The 18,543-nt window shown below is 64.4% G+C and carries 17 protein-coding genes; 7 read left to right on the forward strand and 10 right to left on the reverse strand.

Features of this window, described 5'->3' with window-relative positions:
• Positions 1-63: 63 nt before the first annotated feature.
• The 4 genes from N6L27_RS05415 to N6L27_RS05430 all read left to right on the forward strand — a co-directional run bounded on the left by N6L27_RS05415 (position 64) and on the right by N6L27_RS05430 (position 3,116).
• Positions 64-708: a pyrimidine 5'-nucleotidase gene (locus N6L27_RS05415; protein ID WP_271906098.1), complete on the forward strand. Its 645-nt coding sequence runs from the start codon at positions 64-66 to the stop codon at positions 706-708.
• A 164-nt stretch (positions 709-872) separates the two neighbouring features.
• Positions 873-1,121 carry a hypothetical protein gene (locus N6L27_RS05420; protein WP_039184022.1) on the forward strand — a complete coding sequence of 83 codons (249 nt, stop codon included), beginning with the start codon at positions 873-875 and terminating at the stop codon, positions 1,119-1,121.
• A gap of 78 nt (positions 1,122-1,199) precedes the next feature.
• Entirely contained in the window at positions 1,200-2,396 is a 1,197-nt protein-coding gene (locus N6L27_RS05425; protein ID WP_271906100.1) for a UbiH/UbiF family hydroxylase, read from the forward strand.
• Positions 2,397-2,411: 15 nt separating this feature from the next.
• The gene (locus N6L27_RS05430) at positions 2,412-3,116 is read left to right on the forward strand and encodes a M50 family metallopeptidase (RefSeq protein WP_271906102.1); all 705 of its coding nucleotides are present in this window, start codon (positions 2,412-2,414) and stop codon (positions 3,114-3,116) included.
• Here N6L27_RS05430 and N6L27_RS05435 read toward each other — a convergent pair.
• From N6L27_RS05435 to N6L27_RS05450, 4 genes are all read right to left on the reverse strand, one after another.
• The gene (locus tag N6L27_RS05435) at positions 3,113-4,237 is read right to left on the reverse strand and encodes an aminotransferase class V-fold PLP-dependent enzyme (RefSeq protein WP_271906104.1); all 1,125 of its coding nucleotides are present in this window, start codon (positions 4,235-4,237) and stop codon (positions 3,113-3,115) included. The genes N6L27_RS05430 and N6L27_RS05435 overlap by 4 nt on opposite strands.
• Before the next feature lie 227 nt (positions 4,238-4,464).
• Positions 4,465-5,241 carry a hypothetical protein gene (locus N6L27_RS05440; RefSeq protein ID WP_271906106.1) on the reverse strand — a complete coding sequence of 259 codons (777 nt, stop codon included), beginning with the start codon at positions 5,239-5,241 and terminating at the stop codon, positions 4,465-4,467.
• Entirely contained in the window at positions 5,241-5,699 is a 459-nt protein-coding gene (locus N6L27_RS05445; protein WP_271906107.1) for an Lrp/AsnC family transcriptional regulator, read from the reverse strand. The genes N6L27_RS05440 and N6L27_RS05445 overlap by 1 nt, the downstream gene beginning before the upstream one ends.
• On the reverse strand, positions 5,696-6,151 hold the full coding sequence (locus tag N6L27_RS05450; RefSeq protein WP_174145420.1) for an Lrp/AsnC family transcriptional regulator: 456 nt from the start codon (positions 6,149-6,151) through the stop codon (positions 5,696-5,698). Before N6L27_RS05450 ends, N6L27_RS05445 begins: the two co-directional genes overlap by 4 nt.
• Positions 6,152-6,283: 132 nt before the next feature.
• Between N6L27_RS05450 and ilvC the strand changes: the two genes are divergently transcribed.
• From ilvC to N6L27_RS05465, 3 genes are all read left to right on the forward strand, one after another.
• Complete coding sequence (gene ilvC / locus N6L27_RS05455) at positions 6,284-7,306, forward strand: ketol-acid reductoisomerase (protein WP_019298383.1); 1,023 nt, start codon at positions 6,284-6,286, stop codon at positions 7,304-7,306.
• A gap of 89 nt (positions 7,307-7,395) precedes the next feature.
• Positions 7,396-8,304, forward strand: a complete 909-nt coding sequence (locus tag N6L27_RS05460) for a DMT family transporter (RefSeq protein WP_039184014.1) — start codon at positions 7,396-7,398, stop codon at positions 8,302-8,304.
• A gap of 93 nt (positions 8,305-8,397) precedes the next feature.
• Entirely contained in the window at positions 8,398-9,303 is a 906-nt protein-coding gene (locus tag N6L27_RS05465; protein WP_271906111.1) for a DMT family transporter, read from the forward strand.
• A gap of 15 nt (positions 9,304-9,318) precedes the next feature.
• Here the strand turns inward: N6L27_RS05465 and glmM are convergent, their stop codons facing one another.
• The 6 genes from glmM to glyS form a co-directional block, all read right to left on the reverse strand.
• Positions 9,319-10,665 (reverse strand): phosphoglucosamine mutase, encoded by a 1,347-nt coding sequence (gene glmM / locus N6L27_RS05470; RefSeq protein ID WP_271906112.1) that lies wholly within the window; start codon positions 10,663-10,665, stop codon positions 9,319-9,321.
• A 23-nt stretch (positions 10,666-10,688) separates the two neighbouring features.
• Entirely contained in the window at positions 10,689-11,684 is a 996-nt protein-coding gene (gene folP / locus N6L27_RS05475) for a dihydropteroate synthase (RefSeq protein ID WP_271906113.1), read from the reverse strand.
• On the reverse strand, positions 11,681-12,601 hold the full coding sequence (locus N6L27_RS05480) for a dihydroneopterin aldolase (protein WP_271906114.1): 921 nt from the start codon (positions 12,599-12,601) through the stop codon (positions 11,681-11,683). The genes folP and N6L27_RS05480 overlap by 4 nt, the downstream gene beginning before the upstream one ends.
• Before the next feature lie 128 nt (positions 12,602-12,729).
• The gene (locus tag N6L27_RS05485; RefSeq protein WP_271906115.1) at positions 12,730-13,386 is read right to left on the reverse strand and encodes a cell wall hydrolase; all 657 of its coding nucleotides are present in this window, start codon (positions 13,384-13,386) and stop codon (positions 12,730-12,732) included.
• 172 nt (positions 13,387-13,558) lie between these two features.
• Positions 13,559-16,135 carry a putative PEP-binding protein gene (locus N6L27_RS05490; protein ID WP_271906116.1) on the reverse strand — a complete coding sequence of 859 codons (2,577 nt, stop codon included), beginning with the start codon at positions 16,133-16,135 and terminating at the stop codon, positions 13,559-13,561.
• 177 nt (positions 16,136-16,312) lie between these two features.
• On the reverse strand, positions 16,313-18,502 hold the full coding sequence (gene glyS, locus N6L27_RS05495; protein WP_271906117.1) for a glycine--tRNA ligase subunit beta: 2,190 nt from the start codon (positions 18,500-18,502) through the stop codon (positions 16,313-16,315).
• Positions 18,503-18,543: the final 41 nt, after the last annotated feature.

Raw genomic sequence — 18,543 nt, forward strand, 5'->3', positions numbered from 1 at the left:
AAAACCCGCAGGCAAAATGCGCTTTTGATTGCAAATACCGCTTGGGGCCCCTACTTCGGCACCATGCCCAAACATTCCTTTTCCCACGTTTGCGAATGGGTGTTCGATCTGGACAACACCCTCTATCACCCCTCCGCACGGCTGTTTGACCAGATCGAGGTCAAGATGACCGCCTATGTGATGGACGCGCTCAAGGTGGACAGGGCCGAGGCCGACCGCCTGCGCAGCCACTACTGGCGCGAGCACGGCACCACCCTGGCAGGGCTGATGCGCGAACACGATCTGGACCCGGACCCTTATCTGGTCGCGGTGCACGACATCTCTATGGACCATCTGGAGGAGGACGCGCCGCTGGCGGCCGCGATCCGCAACCTGCCGGGCAAGAAGATCGTCTATACCAACGGCTCTGCCCCCTATGCGGAACGGGTGCTGGCCGCCCGCGGTCTGTCCGGGCTGTTCGATGACGTTTACGGCGTCGAACATGCCGACTACCACCCCAAACCGGAACGCCGCGCCTTTGACCGGGTGTTTGACCGCGCCGGGATCGCCCCGCAGCAGGCCGCCATGTTCGAGGACGATCCGCGCAACCTGGCCGCCCCGCATCAGATGGGCATGCGCACCGTGCATGTGGCGCCAGAGCCGGTCCAGGCGGACCATATCCACCATCACTCCGACGATCTGGCGGGGTTCCTCGCCGCCTTGACCTGACCCCCGGAACCAGCGCCGGGACGCTTTTGCGCAGTGGTTTGCCGCATCGCGGAATGTGTGCAATTGCATTCCGGCGAAACTTCGCAACTGCGTCAAAATATACCTGTTTGCTGCATGTTTTCCTCCCTATATGCGCCGCGAAGACAAATGCAGGAGACCATTCGATGAGCGCATACACCCTCCCCGCCCGCCTGACCCTGTGGCAGCGCATCCTGTTTGCCGTGCCGCTGCTGGGACGGATCTTCAAGGAGGTCGCCTATGGCCCCGAAGAGAACATCGGCTACGCTCTGGCAACCTTTGTAAGCCTCTGGGGTTGCTCGATCCTGCTGTTCGGCATTCCGGGCCTCTACATTCCCGCGCTTTGCATGGTGCCGGTGATGTTCCTGGTTCTGCTCTCCATCACCCGCGGCTAATTCCCCGCGCGGCAGGTTGCGGCTTGTCTTCCCCCTCCGTCAAAGCCTATTTCAGGGCAACAACGGAGGGCTGAGACCATGGCCGAGACCTGCGACATCCTGATTTCCGGCGGCGGCATTGCGGGACTGACCGCAACCGCCGCGTTTGCGTCCAGCGGCTTCAGCGTGATCTGCACCGACCCGGCCCCGCCGGTCACAGAACGCGACGCCGAAGGCTCTGACCTGCGCACCACCGCCTTTCTGCAGCCCGCTCAGGCCCTGCTGGAGCGCTGCGGGATCTGGGCGCGGCTGGCGGACCACGCCGCCCCCTTGCAGATCATGCGCATCGTCGATGCCGGCGGCGACCGGCCCGAACCGCGGGTGGTCAAGGATTTCAACGCCGCCGATATCTCAGATCAGCCGTTCGGGTGGAACCTGCCCAACTGGCTCTTGCGGCGCGAGATGATTGCCCGGCTGGCGGAACTGCCCAACGTGGATCTGCGCTTTGGCACCGGCACCACCGCCCTCTTCACCCGGACCGCTGAGGCGCGCGTCAGCCTCAGCGACGGCAGCCAGGTAACGGCCAAACTGGTGGTCGCCTGCGACGGCCGCAACTCGCCGATGCGCGAGGCCGCGGGCATTCCGGTGAAAACCACCCGTTACGGGCAAAAGGCGCTGGCCTTTGCTGTCACCCACCCGGTGCCGCATGAAAACGTCTCCACCGAGATCCACCGCTCCGGCGGACCGTTCACACTGGTGCCGCTGCCGGACTATCAGGGCCAGCCCTCTTCCGCGATTGTCTGGATGGAGCGCGGACCCAGGGCGCAGGACCTCTTGAACCTGGAGCCATCCGCCTTTGAGGCCGCGATGACCGAGCGCAGCTGCGGGCTGTTCGGCGATCTGAAACTGGCGTCACGCCGCACCATCTGGCCGATCATCAGCCAGTCCGCAGAGCGGCTGAACGGCGAGCGGCTGGCGCTGATGGCCGAAGCCGCCCATGTGGTGCCGCCGATCGGCGCCCAGGGCCTCAACATGTCCCTGGGCGATCTGCGCAGCCTGCTGGAACTGGCCGAGGCCCGCCCCGAAGGACTGGGCGACGCGCAAATGCTGGCGGCCTACCACAAGGCCCGCCACAGCGAGATCCTGCTGCGCGTCAAAGGCATCGACCTCCTGAACCGCACCTCGATGCTGGCCCCCCGCCCCTTGCGCGACCTGCGCGCCTTTGGCCTCAATGCTCTGTATTCGCTGGCGCCGGTGCGCAAGACGCTCATGCAGATGGGGTTGGGTGTCAAATGATGGGCATGAAATAACATGCGGGCTGCCGCACGCTTCGTCAAAGGCCACTGGCAGCTCCTCTGCCTGACCCTGGCCATTGCCGCCCTCTGGCAGACCCCGGCACTGCTGCCCCTGCGGATCCTGACCGTGTTCCTGCATGAGCTCTCCCATGCCGCCATGACCTTGCTGACCGGCGGCGACGTGGTCAGCCTGACCATTGACCCCTACGAGGGCGGCAGGGTGGTCTCACGCGGCGGCAGCCGGTTCCTGACGCTCACGGCTGGCTACAGCGGCTCCCTGATGATCGGCTCTGCCCTGTTCGTGATTGCCCTGCGCACCGATTGGGACCGCAAGGTGCTTGCCGTCTTCGGCGCGATTACCCTCGCTGTTGCTGCCTTCTATGTCCGGGATCTCTTTGCGCTTGGTTTCACCCTTGCCACCGGCGCGCTGATGCTCGCCGCATCGCGCTACCTCAGCCTCAACATCAACGACATGATCCTTCGGGTGATCGGGGTCAGCAGCATGATCTACGCGCCGCTTGATATCTGGGACGACACCATCGCGCGGTCCTACCTGCGCTCCGACGCGCGGATGATGGCTGAGGAATTCGGCGGCGCAACCATGCTGTGGGGCGGGATTTGGCTAGCAATCAGCCTCGGGGTGATCTGGCTCACCCTGCGCCACGGGCTGGGCCGCACAAGCAATATCCCCTTGCGCAGCCCAGTCCGGATGTTGCGTTAAAGCACCTGATCCACGACCGCTTTCAGACGCGCGATGGTGGCATCCACGTCATAGAGCTTGTCTAGGCCAAACAGCCCCAGCCGGAAGGTGCGGAAATCTGCAGGCTCGTCGCACTGCAGCGGCACGCCGGCCGCGATCTGAGTGCCAAGTGCCAGGAACTTCTTGCCGTTCTGCACCTCCGGATCGCTGGTATAGCTCACCACCACGCCAGGCGCGCCGAAACCGTCGGCGGCAACCGAAGTAATGCCTTTCTCCTTCAGCATTGCCCGCACGCCGTTGCCCAGCGCCCACTGCGCATCGCGCAGTTTGCCAAAGCCGTATTCCTTGGTCTCCAGCATCGTATCGCGGAACGCCTTCAGCGCATCGGTCGGCATGGTGGCATGATAGGCGTGACCGCCGTCCTCGTACGCCTTCATGATGGTGCGCCACTGCTTCAGGTTGATGGCAAAACTGTCCGAAGTGGTCTCCTCCAGCCGCGCCAGCGCACGGTCCGAGAACATCACCAGACCCGCGGACGGAGACGCGCTCCAGCCCTTCTGCGGGGCAGAGATCAGCACGTCCACACCGGTCGCCTTCATGTCGACCCAGGCACAGCCCGACGCGATGCAGTCCAGCACCATCAGCGCGCCCACCTCATGCGCGGCTGCGGCCATCGCGGTCACATAACCGTCCGGCAGGATCACACCGGCGGCGGTCTCCACATGCGGCGCAAAGACGATGTCCGGCTTCTGCTCATGAATCGCAGCCACCACATCCGCAATCGGCGCGGGCTCAAACGGCGAGGCGCTCTCATTGCCGGTGCGGCGCGCCTTCATCACGGTCGAGGACGCGGTGAAGCCGCCGGCCTCGAAAATCTGGCTCCAGCGGTAGGAGAACCAGCCATTGCGCACGACCAGCGCATTTGCCCCGCGGGCAAACTGGCGCGCCACCGCCTCCATCGCATAAGTCCCGCCGCCCGGCACCAGCGCCACCGCCTCGGCGTTATAGACCTCTTTCAGCATCGCATTGATGTCCAGCATCACGGTCTGAAAGGTCTTGGACATGTGGTTGAGCGAGCGGTCGGTGAAAACCACCGAAAATTCATCCAGACCCTGCGGGTCCACGGTATCGAGCAGTGCCATCTGGGCCTCCCTTGTCTTCCTTTACTAACGGCTAGCCGGTGCCGCAGGCTTTGGCAAAGCCTACAATGGCATACAGCGCCGCCGCCGTTCTCCGAAGGGGGATACTGGCGAAACGGAAAGGAAAAGACAGCCCAAGCACGACAGAAAACACCCGCATTTGCGCCAAGCGGGTTTCTGATCGGCAACAAACACTCTGCTGCGGCCCGCCCATCCGGCGCAATCGCGCCTCAGCCGTCGGCGTCCCAGGCCACCGCCTGCTCGATCACCCCGGCCACCGCCAGCGCCTTTTCCGCCAGCTCTGGCGGCGTTTGCTCATCCAAGGGCAGATCCGCCATCCGCCGGTAAAGCTCCGGCGAGGTGTAAAAGGCAAAGGCATCAGAATTGCCGCCATTGTCCCAGAACGCCGTGATCCAGATCGACGGGCGCCCGATGCACCAGTCCCGCCACAGCCTCTCCGCAAGCGCATCTGCCGGAACGTCCATCACCTGCGCGAACAAATCCGCTAGCGGCCATCCAGCAATCCCGAACATGCACAGCACATCATCCAGGCAGTCCTCGCCGTGCCGGACAGCCCGGTCCACGTACATGTGCCGGAACCTGTCGAGCACCGCCCACTCCGCTGCCTTCCAGCGCGAAGCGTCTCCGGTTGGAAACCGGCTCAGGCTGACCTCAAGCCCGACATAGGCCAGCTCCTCTCCGCTGGCGAGAACCTCCAGAACCCGCGGCAGCAGGTAGCGCCAGATGGGCTGACCGAAGGCATCGGACACGGCGGCAAAATACCAGTCCTGCAGGTAGTGCAGCGGCAGGTCCGCAATATCAGGCACCAGAAAATCCGCCTCGATGGCAGGATTCATGCAGCACCCCTTGCAGACGCCGGTCTCCGCGGGCTTGGGTGCCGCAAAAACCCTGTAGGCTTCTGCAATCAGCTCCGCGAATTCATGATCTGCCGGCAGTTTCGCCTTCACCGGCTTTCCGTTCTTGCCTTGCAGATCCAGCCTCCCCATCAGCCCAGCGGCCCCGGCCGCCGCTCCTCGCTCAAGAGCACATTGGCCTCAACGTTCCCCACCCCCGGCAATGTCATCACCCGGCGGCGCAGCACGCGCTCAAAATCGGAAATATCCCGCGCCGTCACCCGCAGGCGGTAGTCATACATGCCCAGCACATGCTCCACCGTCTGCACCTCGGGGATGGCAGAGACCGCGCGTTCGAAATCTTCCAAACTGACCCGCCCCTTGGTCGCCAGCTTCACCCCCAGAAAGACGGTGACGCCGAACCCCAGCTTCTCCTTATCCAACTCCAGCCTGCGGCCAGCGATGATGCCCGCCTCCTGCAGCCGTTTGATCCGCCGCCAGGTGGCTGGCTGGCTGAGGTCCAGCTGCCGCCCCAAGGCACCTGCCGACATGGTCGCATCCTCCGACAGCGCCCGCAGAATGGCGAAGTCGAGATGATCCAAAGCACTCATACCGGCAGCACCTCATCCGACTTGATCCGCGCCACATGCATCAGCGCCTCAATGTCGGTGATATGCGGCAGGTTCAAAATGGCCGCGCGGTAGATCTGCTGGTAATGCGGCATGTCCCGCGCAATCACCGAAAGCCGCACATCCACCTGCCCCAGAAAGGTCTGGATCTCGATCACTTCGGCAATGCCGCGGGCCGCCTCGATGAACTCGTCAAAGGCGCGTGGATTGGTCTTGTCCAGCGTCACCCGCAGCGAGACCTCCACCTCATACCCCAAAGCCCGCCAGTCGATCACCGCGCGCTGGCCAAGAATCACGCGTGCCTCGCGCAGCTTCTCCAGCCGCCGCGACAGTCGCGAGGCAGTGAGGCCTAGCCGTTCGGCCAGATCCGGAATCGACTGCTCCGGGTCGCTTTGCATGTAGCGCAGAATGCGCCTGTCGAGATCATCAAGCATGATTTCACCACTATCAGCGAAATTTGCGAATGACTACCGCAAAGATACTGCGAAATTCATGCGCAACAGCAATCGCCTTCCCCGCCCACATGCCTATGATGCCTTCAAACACCAAACGAAAGGACGTGGATCATGCGCGTTTATTACGACCGCGATTGCGATGTGAACCTGATCAAGGACAAGAAAGTGGCCATCCTGGGCTATGGCTCCCAGGGCCACGCCCACGCGCTGAACCTGCGCGACAGCGGCGCCAAGAACCTTGTTGTTGCCCTGCGCGAAGGCTCCCCCTCCGCCAAGAAAGCCGAAGGCGAAGGCCTGCAGGTCATGGGCATCGCAGAAGCCGCCGCCTGGTGCGACGTGATCATGTTCACCATGCCCGACGAACTGCAGGCAGAAACCTACAAGAAGTACGTCCACGACAACATCCGTCCGGGCGCAGCCATCGCGTTTGCCCACGGCCTGAACGTGCACTTCGGCCTGATTGAGCCGAAAGAAGGCGTCGACGTCATCATGATGGCGCCCAAGGGCCCGGGCCACACCGTGCGCGGCGAATACACCAAAGGCGGCGGCGTGCCCTGCCTGGTCGCGGTTCACACCGACGCCACCGGAAAAGCGCTGGAAACCGGCCTCAGCTACTGCTCCGCCATCGGCGGCGGCCGCTCCGGCATCATTGAAACCAACTTCCGCGAAGAATGCGAAACCGACCTGTTCGGCGAGCAGGCAGTTCTCTGCGGCGGCCTGGTTGAGCTGATCCGCTGCGGTTTCGAGACCCTGGTCGAAGCCGGCTATGCACCGGAAATGGCCTACTTCGAGTGCCTGCACGAAGTGAAGCTGATCGTTGACCTGATCTATGAAGGCGGCATCGCCAACATGGACTACTCGATCTCCAACACCGCCGAGTACGGCCAGTACGTCACCGGCCCGCGCATCCTGAAGTACGACGAAACCAAAGCCCGCATGAAAGCGGTTCTGGAAGACATCCAGCAGGGCAAGTTCGTGCGCGACTTCATGCTGGAAAACCAGGTTGGCCAGCCGACACTGAAAGCGTCCCGCCGTGCCAACGACGAGCACCTGATCGAAGAAACCGGCGCCAAGCTGCGCGGCATGATGCCGTGGATCTCGGCCGGCAAGATGGTCGACAAAGAGAAGAACTAAGGCGCCCGCGGAACCATCCGCTGACCTTACCTCTGCAGGGCGCTCCGGTTTGGGGCGCCCTTTTTCATTTATTTCATTGAGGGCATCCGATGCCAGACACTCCCGGCGCCGCCAATTGGGCCAAGCTCCTCTTCCTCGGCGTGATCTGGGGCGCCTCCTTCATGGCGGTGTCGCTGGCACTCAGGGGCTTCCCGCCAATGACCATCGCCGCGCTCAGGATCTCCATCGGCGCGCTGTGCCTCCTGAGCGTGGTCTATGCCATGGGCATCGGTCTGCCTTCGCCGCGAACGCGCGAAGGCCGTATCATCTGGGCCTGCGCCATCGGCATGGGCTTCTTCACCAACGCGCTGCCCTTCACCCTGCTCAGCTGGGGGCAGACTTACGTGGCCAGCGGCTTTGCCGGGGTCTGCATGGCTGTGGTGCCGCTGTTTGTGCTGCCGCTGGCGCATCTGCTGGTGCCGGGCGAGCATATGACCCTGCGCCGCACCATCAGCTTCGTGATCGGTTTTGCCGGCGTGGTGGTGCTGATCGGGCTCGACGCCTTCCGCTCCGCCGGCACCGATTTTGAATCGCTGGCCCGGCTCGCCTGCCTCGGCGCTTCGCTCTGCTACGCCATCGGCTCGATCATCACCCGGCTCTGCCCGCAGGTGAACATGCTGTCGCTTTCCGCCGCAGCCCTCCTGTGCGGCGCCGCCATGATGACCCCCGCCGCGCTCTGGGCCGAGGGCGTGCCGGAGCTGCCCGCCGCGCTGCCGCTCGGTGCCGTTATCTACCTCGGCCTGCTGCCCACGGCGCTCGCGCAAGTCCTGCTGGTCCAAGTCGCCCGCAGCGCGGGACCGGCATTCCTGTCCACCGTGAATTACCAGGTGCCGGTCTGGTCGGTGATCTTCGGCGCGGCCCTCTTGGGCGAAACCCTGCCGCCGCAGCTGTTTGCCGCGCTGGCGCTGATCCTCGGCGGCCTCCTTCTCAGCCGCAGCCGCCGCCCGCGCGTGGCATAAAGCGCGAACTGTTCGATCGGTAACAAAGCAATTGCCATTGACCCCGCCCGCCCGGCGGGGTCTTGTCGCGCGCAGACCCGGCACGAGGACCCCATGCCCGATATCGCTCCGCGCTACTGGCTGATGATCGCCACCTTGGGCTTTGTCTGGGGCGGAACCTTTCTGCTGATCAAGCTGGCGCTGGAGGGGACCACCCCCTTCTGGCTGGCGGCCAGCCGGATTGGCTTTGCCGCGCTACTGCTTTGTGCGGTCTGGGGCTGGCGCGGGTTCAGGCTGTTCAAGGCTGAGGCCAACTGGCCCTCGCTGATCCTGATCGGCATCCTCAGCACCGCCCTGCCCTTCATGCTGATCTCCTGGGGCCAGCAGCATGTCTCCTCAGGGTTCACCGGCGTCAGCATGGCTGCCATTCCGCTGATGGTGCTGCCGCTTGCGCATTTCTTTGTCCCCGGCGAGCAGATGACCCTGCGCCGCCTCATCGGCTTCTGCATCGGTTTTGCCGGTGTCGCACTGCTGATCGGCGGCAAGGCGTTTGAAACCAGCGGCGCCGAGTTGGAAGCCTATGGCCGCGCCGCCTGCCTGTCAGCCGCCGTCTGCTACTCGGTCAGCTCCATCCTGACCCGCCGCCTGCCGCCGGTGGATCCCGTGGGTCTGGCTGCCATCCTGCTGGTGATCGGAAGCTTCATCATCTTTCCGGTCGCCTGGGCGGCCGAAGGCCCGCCGGTGATGCCGGACACAAGAACGCTTCTGATCGCCGCCGTGCTCGGCCTGATCCCCACCGCCGCCGCCAACCTGCTGCGGGTGATCGTGGTGCGCGAGGCCGGGCCGACCTTCATGACCCTCACCAACTACCAGGTGCCGGTCTGGGCGGTGGTGCTGGGCGCGGTGTTCCTGGGCGAGGAACTGCCGCCCTCAATGCTGCTGGCGATGGTGATGATCCTGGGCGGCCTCGGCCTCAGCCAGTTCGGCAGACTCAGCCGCCTTTTCAGAAAAGGGGGCTGAACGCCCCCCCCTCAGTTACTCCGCGACAGCCGCCTCAACCGCGGCAACAACACTGTCAACCGCCAGCGTCATCACTTCGGCGTCCTCGCTTTCGGCCATCACCCGCACCAGCGGCTCGGTCCCGGACTTGCGGATCAGCAGACGCCCCTGACCGTCCAGCATCTTCTCCGCCGCGGCAATCGCGTCCTGCACGCGCGCGTCCTCCAGCGGAACCTGGCCCGCCTGGAACTTCACGTTGCGCAGCCGCTGCGGCACGGTTTCAAACTGGTGCGCCAGCTCTGACGCCTTCCGGCCGGTCTGCACCATCGCCGCCAGGAAATGCAGCCCCGCCATCAGCCCGTCGCCGGTGGTGGCATAATCGCTCATCACGATATGGCCGGATTGCTCACCGCCCAGATTGAACCCGCCTTCACGCATCCGCTCGACCACATAACGGTCACCGACGGATGTGCGCTCCAGCCCCAGGCCCTTTCCCTCCAGGAACCGTTCCAGACCAAGGTTCGACATCACGGTTGCAACCAGCGCCCCTCCGGTCAAAAGGCCTTCGTCGGCCCAGCGGCTGGCTAGCAGCGCCATCAGCTGGTCGCCATCCGCAACTGTGCCGGTCTCATCGATCAGGATCACCCGGTCGGCATCGCCATCCAGGCAGATCCCGACATGCGCCCCATGCGCCACCACCGCCTCAGCCGCGGCCTGCGGATGGGTCGAACCGCAACCGCGGTTGATGTTCAGGCCATCAGGCGCAACACCCACCGGGATCACCTCGGCACCCAGCTCCCACAGGACCTCGGGCGCGGTCCGGTGCGCCGCGCCATTGGCGCAGTCGATCACCACCTTCAGCCCGTTGAGGCCCAGATTGCGCGGCAAGGAGCTTTTGACCCGCTCGCCATAGCGGAACCGGGCATCGTCAATCCGCTTGGCGCGGCCGATGTTGACAGCCTGAGCCGGTTCAACCCCTGCTTCCACCAGCGCTTCAATCTCCATCTCGGCACCGTCCGACAGTTTGAAGCCGTCAGGGCCGAAGAATTTGATACCATTGTCCTCGGACGGGTTATGGCTGGCAGAGATCATCACGCCAAGATCCGCCCGCATCGAGCGCGTCATCAGCCCCACGGCCGGCGTCGGCACCGGGCCCAGCAGCAGCACGTTCATGCCGGTCGAGGTGAGCCCCGCCGTCAGCGCGTTTTCAAACATATAGCCGGACAGCCGGGTGTCCTTGCCGATCACCACCCGGTGCACACCAGTGCCATCGCGCCGGAAATAACGCCCCACCGCCGCGCCAATGCGCAGCGCCATCTCCGCGGTCATGGGATGGATATTGGCCGTGCCGCGCACGCCATCGGTTCCAAAGAGTTTCCGCATTATGCTTTCCTGCCAATAAGGCCTTACCGGACCGCCTGCCAAAGCCGCAGGGCCTGAACCGTCTCAGCCACGTCATGCACCCGCAGGAATTGCACGCCTTGCGCCAGCGCTGCAAGCCCTACCGCAATCGACCCCGGCGCCCTTGCATCCGCGCGCGGCGCATCGCCGATGGTGCCGATGAATTTCTTGCGCGACACCCCCAGCAGCACCGGGCAGCCAAGCCCGTGAAACAGGCTGAGATTGCGCAGCAGCGTCAAATTGTGTTCCTGCGTCTTGCCGAACCCGATGCCCGGATCGACCACGATCTGCTCGCGCACCACGCCGATGGCTTCCAGCCGGTCGATCTGATTACTCAGGAAGTCATAAACATCCAGCAGCACATTTCCGTACTGCGGATCGTCCTGCATGGTGGCCGGGTCGCCCTGGGCATGCATGATGCAGACCGGCACGCTGGCCTGCGCCGCCAGCGGCGCCAGCGCCGGATCAAATGTGAAGCCCGAGACATCATTCAGCAGGTTCGCCCCCGCCTCCAGCGCCTCCATGCCGACCGTGGCCTTGCGGGTATCGATGGAGACCGGCACCGGGCTCTCGGCGCGAATTGCCGCGATCACCGGCGCCGTGCGCTCGATTTCCTCGGCCTCGGGCACTTCGGCAGCCCCGGGCCGGGTGGACTCGCCGCCCACGTCGATGATCGTGGCGCCATCAGCCACCATCTGCAGCGCCGCGGCCTTTCCAGCCTCGATACCGGCATGTTTGCCGCCGTCCGAGAAACTGTCCGGCGTCACATTCAAAATGCCCATGATCTGCGGCTGGGTCATATCCAGCCCGGCAATCGACGCGCGCCGCGCGCTCAGGCGGCGGCGCTCCATCTCAGGCACCAGACCGGCAGGCACAATCCGCGGCGGCGCATCGCGGCTCAGGATTTCGACCTCGGTGAACCACAAGGAACTGCCTGCCAGCGGAACCGCGCCTTCGGGACGCGCCTCGCCGTGCTGAACCAACGGCCGGTAATATGTCACAGTTGTGCTTGCTCCACGCTGACGGCCCGCAAGGGGACACCGGGATTATCAGGCAAATCCCCGCCAAGCACAATCATCTCGCCAGCTTCAAACGTCGCCGCAAACCAGGCCGCCAGCGCCACAGAATTCGAGGGCGGCGCCGAAGGCCCGTCCACCGCATCCAGCACGATCTTGGACGGCGCCCAGACGCAGATCTGGCCGTTCTTCATCGCCCAATCCAGCTCGGTCCGGGTCGACACCACGACGCAGCGGTCATCCTTGGCCGCCAGGCGCCAGGCATTCTGTTCAATCGCCAAAAGGTCGATCCGCCGCTGGGTCCATTTGTGTCCCGTTTCAGGCACCGCCAGCGGGTGCGTTCCGACGCACAGGATCAGCGGCCGCTTGCGGCATTCCATCTGGTCAATCCAGGCGGTCAGGTTGCCACTCTCGATGGCAGCATTGGACAGATACATCAGCCGTGGATGCGGGCGGTCCTGTTCCTCTGCCAGGTGGCTGATCTGATCCTTGGAACGGACCACCTCAACGCCCAGCGCGCCGGGGCCGCGGTCCAGCTTTTCGATCCGCACAAAGGCGCGCACCGCCTGATGCTCCAGCAAGATCCGCTCGGCCACGCGCTCCGCCAGCGTCTCCAGCAGGTTCAGCCGCTCCGCCGCCAGCTCATGGGCGATGGCTTCGGTCAGCTTGTCATAGGACAGGATCCGGTCGACATCGTCGTCCAGATCCTTTGGCAGCGGGGCAATTTCGACCACCACGTTGAAACTGATCCGCTGGGTCGAGCCGCGCTCCGCCTGGAACGCGCCGATCTCCACCTCGACGGTATGGTCGCGCAGCGAAATCCGGTCCAGCGGGCCGGGTGCGGCAGTGGCCATCGAACGTTCGGACGGATGCGCAAAGGCAAGGCGGATTTCAGAGGGCATGGGAAACGGGCCTTTGGCTGGCTGTGTCAGGTGCGGGACCCAACAATAGACTTTCAGCGGCTTCTTAACAGTCCCGCATACGCCATGCCAGTAGCAGAAAGCGGCACCGGGATGCCGCCTTCATGCCATCAGTTGCTCATCGCGGTCTGGTAGCGATCGTCGCGGTAGAACAGATGCACACCGATGCGCGTGGTGTTTGTGAAGGTGCGGCTCCAGCGCGGGCGCACCGCGGTGGTATGATAGTAGGTCGCGCCTGCAGTCAGTTCCGATTTCAGCCCGTCCAGTGCCGCGCGCGCCACCTTGGCCACCCGCTGATACGCTTTCTTCTCGCGGATCACTTCCTCGTAGCCGTCGCAGGTGTAGGTGAACTGGCACTGGTACTTGCGCCCGGTCCCCTGATTGATCACCCCGCAAGGCGTGTTCGGGAACTGTTCGCTCCGGACCCGGTTCAGGATCACTTCGGCCACCGCAAACTGGCCCTTCACGGTCTCGCCGCGTGCCTCGAAGTACAGTGCCTCGGCCAGGCAGGCGAACTGTTCGCCACCGGTCGCTTTGGGCTGGGAGTCCAGCCAGGCTTTTGAGTACTCCACCTGTTTCGTGCTGGTCTTGCGGTTCTTGAACGGATTGGAACGGAATCCGAAAAATCCGCTGAACTTCCGCGCAGGTACCGCGTTGAGACTGGCCTGCTCGCGCTCGATCAGCGCATCCAGCCCGGTTTCGGCAGCAACACTTTTACCCATCGTGATGGTGGCAGCCATCACGGCAATCATAGTCAACAATTTCATTCAGGGTTCCCCCGTCCTAGCAGCTTGCAACCGGTTGCCCCGGCCACATGCGGTCGCAGCCTTTAAAGGAAATGACCCCGAACGTCCAGCTTGCCGCCCGGGGGTGCGACAGCATGGTTAACGCACCTGCTGGCCTGCCGCCGCTCCCGGCGGCTGGCTATCGCGAATTTTCTTAATATTTAGCGTAAGTTGGCGCAACCTGTCCGGTTCTGCTGCCAATTGCCAGCTGGGCGGCGGCTAACCGCGCAACCGGAACCCGGAACGGCGAGCACGAAACGTAATCAAAGCCCGCGTCACGGCAAAAAGCAATTGATTCGGGGTTGCCGCCGTGCTCTCCGCAAATCGACAGCGTGATTTCGCCGTTCTCCGACCGGCCGCGCTGCACCCCCAGTTTCAGCAGTTCGCCGACCCCGTCGGTGTCCAGCACATGGAACGGATCCTCCGGAAACACCCCTTGGTTCACATATTCCGACATGAACCGCCCGGCATCATCCCGCGACAGGCCATAAGTCATCTGCGTGAGATCGTTGGTGCCAAAGCTGAGGAAGGCCGTATGCGGCGAAATCTCCCCCGCCCGCAGCGCGGCGCGCGGCGTTTCCACCATCACCCCCAAACGGTAGGTGAAATCCTCGCCGCGCTCCGATTTGACCGCCGCGGCCACCGCATCGATGCGGGCCTTGACCAGCTCCACCTCGCGCTTGGCCGACACCAGCGGGATCATGATCTCCGGCACCACCGGCTCGCCTTCCTGCGAGGCCTCCAGGGTGGCCTCAAAGATGGCGCGCGCCTGCATGTCGTAGATTTCCGGCACCGTCACGCCCAGCCGCACCCCGCGCAGGCCCAGCATCGGGTTGTATTCGTCCATCTCCTCCACCCGCCGGGTCACATCGCTTACCGGAATGCCCAAGGCCTCCGACAGCTCGCGCTGGCCGGTCTTGGTCGCGGGCAGGAACTCATGCAGCGGCGGGTCGAACAGCCTGATGCAGACCGGCATCCCTTCCATGATCCGGAACAATTCGCGGAAGTCGTCGCGCTGCATCGGCAGCAGCCGCTCCAGAACCGCCTCCCGGCCCGAGGGCGTCTCGGCAAAGATCATCTCGCGCATCACCGTGAGCCGCCCGGGTTCAAAGAACATATGCTCCGTCCGGCACAACCCGATGCCTTGGGCATTGAATTTGCGCGCCATTTCAGCGTCTTCCGGGGTGTCGGCATTGGCACGGATGCCGATATCGCGGACCTCGTCGGCCCAGGCCAGCAGCGTCTGCAGCGCCCCGTCCTCAGCCGCCTCCAGCATCTGCGGCTGGCCTGCCAGCACCTGGCCGCTGCTGCCGTCGATGGTGATGATGTCGCCCGCATTGAACACGCGGCCATCGGCGGACTCCAGCGTCTTGCGCTTGCTGTGGAACTTCATGTTGGAGGCGCCGACGATGCACGGCAGACCCAGACCGCGGCCAATCACCGCCGCATGGCTGGTCATGCCGCCCTTTTCCGTCAGCACACCGGCGGCGGCATGCATGCCGCGCACATCCTCCGGCGAGGTTTCCCGGCGCACCAGAATGCAAGGCTCACCGCGCGCAGCACTGGCCTGCGCCCCGGCAGCGGTGAACACCAGTTTTCCGGTCGCAGCGCCGGGGCTTGCGGCAATGCCGCGCCCGATCACGTCGCGCTCGGCATCCGGCGCCACCTGGCGGTGCAGCAGCTCATTCAGAATATGCGCATCCACGCGCATCAGCGCCTCTTCCTTGGGGATCACCCCGTCCTCAGCCAGCGCAATCGCAATCCGCACCGCTGCCTGTGACGACCGCGCCACCCGCACCCCGTCCAGGATATGCACCCGGCCGCTCTCGATGACAAACTCCAGCTGCATTTCCTCGCGCAGCTTCCGGCGCATCAGTGCCGCATGGGCCTTCAGCTCCGCAAAGGCTTCCGGCGCCAGGTCTTCCAGCGACAGTCCGCGCGCATCCTTGCCCAGGTACAGCGCCCCGGCCCCGGCCCCCAGCGCATCGCGCCCCTGGCTCTGGCTCAGATAGCGCCCGGTCAGCTGCGGCATGCCGGTGGTGGAATTCACCAGCTGCAAGACACCCGACCCGCATTCGCCCTGGCCCACGCCGGGGATCATCTCCTGCACCACCAGGCCCAGGCCCGCATCGGCCGGCGCCCCCTTGGCCTGGCGCAGCAGCCGAGCCGAGGTGCCCTCCCAGGCCCGCGCCATCGAGCGCAGCACCGCCGCCAGCTGCTCGCCCGGATCCTGCGGGAAATGCTCGTCCGTCTCCGCCTCATAGGCATGCAGGATCTCGCTCAATGCATCCGGGCCGCCGTCCTCGACATCGTCGAACACATCCGGGTCCAGCCGCGCCACATGCACCGCATAGGACTGCACGAACCGCAGATAAAGCGCCGCCGCGGCCTCCCGCCCCAGGCTGTCGCACAGGTCAACGTAGCGGGCGTCGTTCATGCCGATGTTCAGGATCGCGCCGGGACCGCCCCAATCCGGATCCTCCGAGGACGGGCGCACGCACAGCAGTGCCTCCGGGTCGAATTCGGCCAGCACCGCCTCCAGGTCCGGCATCTGGCCTTCGGCAATGGAATGCACCGCATCAAACGACAGCGCCACCGTGCGCGGCACCGGCAGGTCCAGCCGCACCAGCCGCTGCAGGCATTTCGCCCGGCCGCCATGGGTGGCGGTGGCAATGGGAGCTGTCGAAGTGATCAGCGAGGCCTGCGGGGTCTGTTCGAAATCTTTCTGCACTGCAGCACGTCTCCTTTGAAAGTCACCATAAGGCCAAGACGCGACGGCGCAAGGGTCTTGTAACGGGGCGGTAACGGATCAGGCGGGTGCAGATACGGAAAACCGGCCTTCCCTTGCGGAAAGGCCGGTGCCTCCGGCGGGAGTATTTTAGGCAAAGAAGAAGACGGGCGCTGGCGCTCAGCCCTCGACCTTGGTGAGGTCCGCCACCTGGCCGCAGACCTGGCGGATCTGGCTCAGCAGGTTCAGCCGGTTGCGGCGGACGATGTCGCTGTCGGCATTGACCTGCACCGCCTCAAAGAACGCATCGATCGGCGCGCGCAGGGCGGCCATGCCCCGCATGGCTGCCGCGAAATCTTCACCCTCGATGGCCGGAGAGATCGCCGCCCCGCCGGCCTCCAGCGCGTCGAACAGCGCTTTTTCGCTGTCGTCCTCGGCAAACTTGCGGTCGGCGCCATAGGAGTATTCCACCCCGTCCTTTTCCTCTGCCTGGGACAGGATGTTGTTGGCGCGCTTGAAGCCCTGCAGGAGGTTGGTGCCGTCCTCGGTCTTCAGGAAATCCTCCAGCGCCCGGGCGCGTTTCACTAGCAGCGTTAGGTCGTCGTTGCCGTCCATCGCGATGCAGGCGTCGATCACGTCATGGCGGATGCCTTGGTCGCGCAGGAAGACCTTGAGGCGGTCGTGGAAGAACGAGAGGAGGTCTGCTGGGGTTTTCAGCGCATGCTCCAGTTCTTCGGAGGCTTCGCTATCCGCAGTGGGCAAATCCCTAGAAACAAGTTCATTGAGATGCTCTTTGAACCTAGCAAGCAAATCAGACTCAGACCCGTCCTTGACTACGTGCTGAGAAAAGCCACGCAAGTTTAGCTTCCAAAGCGAACCACGCACATCATTCTCCAGCACCAGCCGGATCACCCCCAGCGCGGCGCGGCGCAGGGCGAACGGATCCTTTGACCCGGTGGGCTTTTCATCAATCGCCCAGAAGCCGGTCAGCGTGTCCAGCTTGTCGGCCAGCGCCACCGCAACCGAGACCGGCTCCGACGGCACATCATCGCCCGGCCCCAGCGGCGAGTAATGCTGCTCGCAGGCGTTGGCCACGGCTGAAGGCAGCCCCGCGGCCTCGGCGTAGTAGCGGCCCATCAGGCCCTGGAGTTCCGGGAATTCATAGACCATTTCCGAGCTGAGGTCGGCCTTGGCCACCCGCGCCGCCTGCTCTGCCAGATCGGCATCAGCGCCCATAACCGGCGCAATCTCCCGCGCCAGCGCGGCGATACGGTCAATCCGCGCTGCCTGGGTGCCCAGCTTGTTGTGGAAGGTCACGTTGCCCAGGTTCTCCACCCAGGACCCCATGCCTGCCTCGGACTTCGCCGTGCGCAGGTCGTTCTCCCAGAAGAATTTGGCATCGGCCAGACGTGCCGACAGGACCTTTTGGTTGCCAGCCAGGATGGTGGCGCCATTGTCCGCAGTCTCGCGGTTGGCAACGGTGATGAACCTCTCGATCCGGCCGGTCTTGGGGTTTTTCACAGAGAAGAACTTCTGATGCTCGCGCATACTGGTCTGCAGCACCTCCGGCGGCAGCGCCAGAAACTCTTCGCCGATGGCGCCCATCAGCACCACCGGCCACTCGATCAGCCCGGCAACCTCGGCCAAGAGCCCCTTGTCCTCGACCACGTCCAGCCCATTGGCAAAGGCCTGATTGGTCGCTTCCTGCCAGATCGCCTCACCCCGCTCGCGGGCATCCAGCACCACATGGGCGCGCTTCAGCTTGGCGGCATAGTCGTCAAAACCGGTGACGGTGATCTCGTCCGGCGCCATGAAGCGGTGGCCGCGGGTGGTGTTGCCGGACTTGATACCGTCGATGTCCAGATCGACCACGGCTGCGCCTGCCTCATCCGACAGGATGCAGAGGATCGAATGCAAGGGCCGCACCCAGCGCAGGGACCCCGCGCCCCAACGCATGGATTTCGGCCAGGGGAAGTTGCGGATGGTGTCTTCCAGCACTTCGGCAATGATTTCGGCTGCCGGGCGGCCCGGCTTTTCGATCATCGCGAAATAGACCGCGCCTTTCGGCGTTTCGCGCTCTTCCAGCTGATCGCGTGTGAGGCCTGCTCCGCGCAGAAAGCCTTCGATCGCCTTGTCCGGCGCGCCCACTTTCGGCCCTTTGCGCTCTTCGCAGATGGTCGGGCTTTCCGCCAGCAGGCCGTCCACTGCCAGCGTCAGGCGACGCGGCGTCGACAGCGCGGCGGCACCGGCATATGTCAGACCCGCCTCGACCAAACCATCGGTCACGCGCTTTTTCAGGTCCTCGGCGGCACGCGCCTGCATGCGGGCCGGGATTTCCTCGGAAAACAGTTCAATCAGCAGATCGGGCATCAGATATCCTCGGGCGTGGCCGCGCGGGCGGGCGCAGCGGA

The sequence above is a fragment of the Leisingera sp. SS27 genome (assembly GCF_028368855.1).
Lineage (GTDB): Bacteria > Pseudomonadota > Alphaproteobacteria > Rhodobacterales > Rhodobacteraceae > Leisingera.

Bases quoted from the DNA above. Each gene is read 5' to 3' on its own strand.
- N6L27_RS05415 (WP_271906098.1), top strand. From the start codon at position 64: ATGCCCAAACATTCCTTTTCCCACGTTTGCGAATGGGTGTTCGATCTG.
- N6L27_RS05425 (WP_271906100.1), top strand. From the start codon at position 1,200: ATGGCCGAGACCTGCGACATCCTGATTTCCGGCGGCGGCATTGCGGGA.
- N6L27_RS05445 (WP_271906107.1), bottom strand. From the start codon at position 5,699: ATGAGTGCTTTGGATCATCTCGACTTCGCCATTCTGCGGGCGCTGTCG.
- N6L27_RS05430 (WP_271906102.1), top strand. From the start codon at position 2,412: ATGCGGGCTGCCGCACGCTTCGTCAAAGGCCACTGGCAGCTCCTCTGC.
- N6L27_RS05465 (WP_271906111.1), top strand. From the start codon at position 8,398: ATGCCCGATATCGCTCCGCGCTACTGGCTGATGATCGCCACCTTGGGC.
- N6L27_RS05435 (WP_271906104.1), bottom strand. From the start codon at position 4,237: ATGGCACTGCTCGATACCGTGGACCCGCAGGGTCTGGATGAATTTTCG.
- N6L27_RS05420 (WP_039184022.1), top strand. From the start codon at position 873: ATGAGCGCATACACCCTCCCCGCCCGCCTGACCCTGTGGCAGCGCATC.
- glmM (WP_271906112.1), bottom strand. From the start codon at position 10,665: ATGCGGAAACTCTTTGGAACCGATGGCGTGCGCGGCACGGCCAATATC.
- N6L27_RS05440 (WP_271906106.1), bottom strand. From the start codon at position 5,241: ATGGGGAGGCTGGATCTGCAAGGCAAGAACGGAAAGCCGGTGAAGGCG.
- N6L27_RS05450 (WP_174145420.1), bottom strand. From the start codon at position 6,151: ATGCTTGATGATCTCGACAGGCGCATTCTGCGCTACATGCAAAGCGAC.
- N6L27_RS05480 (WP_271906114.1), bottom strand. From the start codon at position 12,601: ATGCCCTCTGAAATCCGCCTTGCCTTTGCGCATCCGTCCGAACGTTCG.
- N6L27_RS05485 (WP_271906115.1), bottom strand. From the start codon at position 13,386: ATGAAATTGTTGACTATGATTGCCGTGATGGCTGCCACCATCACGATG.
- glyS (WP_271906117.1), bottom strand. From the start codon at position 18,502: ATGCCCGATCTGCTGATTGAACTGTTTTCCGAGGAAATCCCGGCCCGC.
- ilvC (WP_019298383.1), top strand. From the start codon at position 6,284: ATGCGCGTTTATTACGACCGCGATTGCGATGTGAACCTGATCAAGGAC.
- N6L27_RS05460 (WP_039184014.1), top strand. From the start codon at position 7,396: ATGCCAGACACTCCCGGCGCCGCCAATTGGGCCAAGCTCCTCTTCCTC.